Raw genomic sequence first — 3,782 nt, forward strand, 5'->3', positions numbered from 1 at the left:
TCATTTCGGACAGTTTTTTATGGCTAAGCCCAGACCGTCGCTTCGCTCCGACCACTGTCCGAGTTCGATTGGAATAGGTGTCCGACAATTATCGGAATCAGTGTCCGCTTTCGCCGGAATCCGCAAACTGCTGCTCAACGACTGCTTCAACCCGTTCGCGCTTGCATTGGTGGACGTGCCATCCAGCGGAAAGACAATCACGCTGAATTTTTTCGAGGTTCCGGAGCTTTCGTACCCCACCGACGCTTTCAGTCCCGCCGCCTTCGTTTCGCATTCGAGCAACGTGGGTCGCGACGAACTTGATAAGGTAGATTTGCTCCCTCGCATCCGGTTCCGAACCATGATCGTTCGCGATCTCGCTCCGATCTTTGGTGCAAAAGAAGACGACTTGCTGAAGACACTTGGAATTCTGACGCGAGTACTCGATGGCGAGGGCCTGCAAATCGAAAGCGGGGTTCATGGCTCTCGTGGCTACCAGGGCGACTACCTCTTCATGTTGCTCGCTGGCGCGACGCCGATTCCGCCGCGCGTGTTTAAGCTCATGGGAACTCTGGGCAGCCGGTTGCTTTTCCTCTCGCTTCAAACTCCGAGCAAGTCTCACGACGAATTGATTGCGCAGAATCGGGCAAGTTCCCGGCGCCAGAGTGAACGAGTCTGCCGGGACGTTACCACAAACCTGCTGCGGACTCTCTGGCAGCGCTATCCCAACGGACTCGATTGGCAGACAGTAGATGACCCTGAATCCTGCCTGCGTGTCATTGCGCGCTGCGCCAAACTGCTGGCCTGCTTGCGGGGAACGATTCAAACCTGGTCCGATGGTGGCGATGCGGTCTCGCTCGACGTAGGGAGCATCGAGCACCCGGACCGCATCAATTGCTTGCTCCATAATCTCGCTCGCGGTCATGCACTTCTGAGTGGTCGAGATCAGCTATCCGACGAGGATATGGCTCCCGTTCTCGAAGTGACCTTTGATTCCGCTCCGACTCTTCGCGCGAAGGTTTTTCGGGCACTAGCAGATAACGGCGGCGAACTCCGTACAAGCGAGGTGGAAGTGGTGCTCGGAGCGAGCAAGCCGACGGCCCTTAAAGTTATGGCTGTCCTCGACGTTTTGGGAGTCGCCGAGAAGATCAAGATCGCGTCGCAAAAGCCGGAGCCGCCGCCACCTCCGCCCACTGATGAGCCGCAAGATGAGTGGAAAGAACTCGCGCGCAAGATTGAGGCAAAGGAGGGTCGCTCAGAGCATTTGATTCGGCTTGCCGCACAGTTTGGCTGGTTCGCAAGCGATGAATGCAAGGCGCTTCGCTGGAAAGGAGTGGTAGCATGAAAGACCTAAGCAAAATGATGGATGGCGCGCGCCGAGTCCGCGAAGTGTTCGATGAAATCGGGAAGATCGGCTTCTCACACACGGACGACGATTCGATGGCTAAAGAGACGGCAATCCGGCTCGGAACTTACGAGAGCATGCGTGCTCAGGCGGCTAATCGTCCGAGAGGCAGCGTCGCTCTGTTGGCAGTGCAGGATGGACGGCTGTTCTTGGTGCGCTACTTCTGGGGCCATGCCGAATCAAAAGACAACGGCTGGGCAGGTTTCTGTATCGAGTTAGCGCCTTTCAAGTCGCGTCCGGACGGAGAAGCACTGTTCAGCAAGTTCGTCATGGGCCTCATTGACGCTGAGGACCTTGATGGGGATCTGATCGACGTCAGCTTGCATTGCCCCTTCACGGGCGGCGCAGTTAATTAAAGATTTCCACCCTGTGTCTGTGCGCTATGTGATTTCGAGCCGAGCTACCGAACCAACATTGAGCGCGACAGGGATAAGGACTGCACTCATCACAAGACTGATTCCGCTTAGTTCTTCGCTGGAAAAAAGAAAAGAGCACAGAGACACAGGGTGGAAATTCTTTATTAACTCAACCCGTCTCTGTGCGACGCGGCGCCTCACGGCCAAGCTGGAACGCGATTTCGCCCCACGGCGTTTTGCGGAGCGGCGTGCCGTCGTTGCCGCCCCGGCCGCTAATGGAGTCGAACTCGGTGCCGACGAACACCGCGGCCTCGGCTTTCGGCACGCCTGCGATGCCAGCTTTTGCGAGCAATGTAGGGACGCCCGCCCATTTGTTGGCGGCGGGACCACTGCGGGCGAGGTGGTAAAGCAGCGTGAGTGCGTGTGTCTTGCCGCCGCCGAATTGTGTGGCGAGGTTAAAGATGGCGTTCGTTTCCGTGCGCTCGCCGGAAAGGCGGCGGATGACTTCGGAGGCGAGCGCGGTGAGGTTCTTCGTCAGATATGTCCGCTCGAAGAAACGTTCCGGCTTCTGGTAATCAACGGGCGCGCGGCCCTCGCGCACCTGGTCGAGATGGACGGCGAATTCGGAGGCATCGAGCGGCTTGCCCTCGCGCAAGTCCTCGCGCGGAGTCACAACTTTATACCAAGGTTTGAGAGCCATAGGTTAGAATCCCAATCCTTTCTTGCGCGCCAGCACGCCGTCAACCCAGCGCTTTTCCTCCGTGTGGCTGGGATACAGGGCGGATAACGCCTGCGCGAGCCGCCAGAAGCGGGGGTCGCGGCCCACTCCGTCTTCGACGAGGAAGCGTTTCAACGCTTCGCCGCGTCCGGCAGCGAACAGGATCATGCTCTGGTGGATGCGGTCGAGGACGGTCTCGCCGTGGCGTTCGACTTTCGTATCTCCGAAACTACTCTCGCCGCCGCTGTCTGCCGCCTCAAGAACCTTGAACATGTCCATCTGCGGTTCACGCTTCTTGCGCGCAGCGCGGAGGCCCGTGCGGCTCGCACCCTCGTCCTTGCCGAACAGGGTGCGGGCGCGCTCGCCGACGGGGAGCAGGCGGGCTTGTTCGCCGGAGACTTCGACCAGACTGGTGAGGTCTTCCAGGTGCGCGCCGAGTCCTTGCGCGATTTTGCGCGCGGCATCGTATTCGAGGACGAAGCCGGTGGTCTTGGCCTTCTTCGCGCCGCCTTCGGATTCGTCGTCCGCGTCGTCGTCCTCGGCGCTCTCGCCATTGCCGGCGTCGGTGTTGCCGGCGTTCAACGTCCAGAGCCACATGGCGGTCAGGCGCGCGTCCTCCTCAAAGCCGGTCGTGTCCGCGTCCTTGAATATCATCGTGAGGGCTTCTTTGGCGACGGCGGCCCAGACTTGCTCCAGATATTCCTTGAGCGTGACGGCTTCGCCGCTGGCTTTCTCCACGCGCGAATAGCGGGAAAAGATTTCCAGAGCCGGGCCGAGACAGGCGAAGATGGCGTCCGCACCCACGACGCCTTCCTCGGCCAGGCGGGGCATCCATTCGTGGATGCGGCGGGGCAACTCCTGCAACACGTCTCGCCAATCGCCGATTTCGTCCGTGCGCACCGAGGCGATGAGCAGCGCGTTGAACCAGAAGAGCTGCGGAATCTCCGCCTTGTAGTATGTCAGGTTCTCGTCGAACGCCGCGCGCGCGGCGGGGCATCTGCTCGACGGTGAACTGCACCCTGGACGGTCAGCGCCAACACCGTTTCCAGCCGCTGTGGTGCCCTGAGCGGCCTTGCTGGAGGCTACGACCGCCTTCGAGGCGGGCGGGCGGCCGCCCATCAGCCCCGAAGGCCGACCAAGCACCCGCCAGGGGCGACAATTCTGCGTAACCCCTCAGTTACCGGCTTGAGAAGCCGATCATGACGAATCGATCTTGAAGAGAGCGTCGTAGGGACTGAGCGCGTCTTGTGCGGCAAGCTTGTCGAGAGCTTGCGCAAACAGTGCGGTCGTGTCTCCACCGCGTTTGCGCAAAGTGTGCAGGACG

2 protein-coding genes and 2 pseudogenes are annotated in these 3,782 nt (G+C 60.1%); 2 read left to right on the top strand and 2 right to left on the bottom strand.

Features of this window, described 5'->3' with window-relative positions:
- The first annotated feature begins 100 nt into the window (after positions 1-100).
- Both FJ398_26670 and FJ398_26675 read left to right on the top strand, forming a co-directional pair.
- A complete protein-coding gene (locus tag FJ398_26670) occupies positions 101-1,324 on the top strand; it encodes a hypothetical protein (GenBank protein ID MBM3841469.1) in 1,224 nt (407 codons plus the stop codon).
- The gene (locus FJ398_26675; GenBank protein ID MBM3841470.1) at positions 1,321-1,740 is read left to right on the top strand and encodes a hypothetical protein; all 420 of its coding nucleotides are present in this window, start codon (positions 1,321-1,323) and stop codon (positions 1,738-1,740) included. Before FJ398_26670 ends, FJ398_26675 begins: the two co-directional genes overlap by 4 nt.
- Positions 1,741-1,936: 196 nt before the next feature.
- On the opposite strand, the pseudogene FJ398_26680 reads toward FJ398_26675, so the two are convergent.
- Together FJ398_26680 and FJ398_26685 are read right to left on the bottom strand one after the other, a co-directional pair.
- Positions 1,937-2,440, bottom strand: a pseudogene (locus tag FJ398_26680) (ATP-binding protein).
- A 3-nt stretch (positions 2,441-2,443) separates the two neighbouring features.
- Positions 2,444-3,352, bottom strand: a pseudogene (locus FJ398_26685) (DUF1156 domain-containing protein).
- Positions 3,353-3,782: the final 430 nt, after the last annotated feature.

The sequence above is a fragment of the Verrucomicrobiota bacterium genome (assembly GCA_016871535.1).
Classification (GTDB): domain Bacteria; phylum Verrucomicrobiota; class Verrucomicrobiia; order Limisphaerales; family SIBE01; genus VHCZ01.

Coding starts and splice junctions, on each gene's coding strand:
- FJ398_26675 (MBM3841470.1), top strand. CDS start 1,321: ATGAAAGACCTAAGCAAAATGATGGATGGCGCGCGCCGAGTCCGCGAA.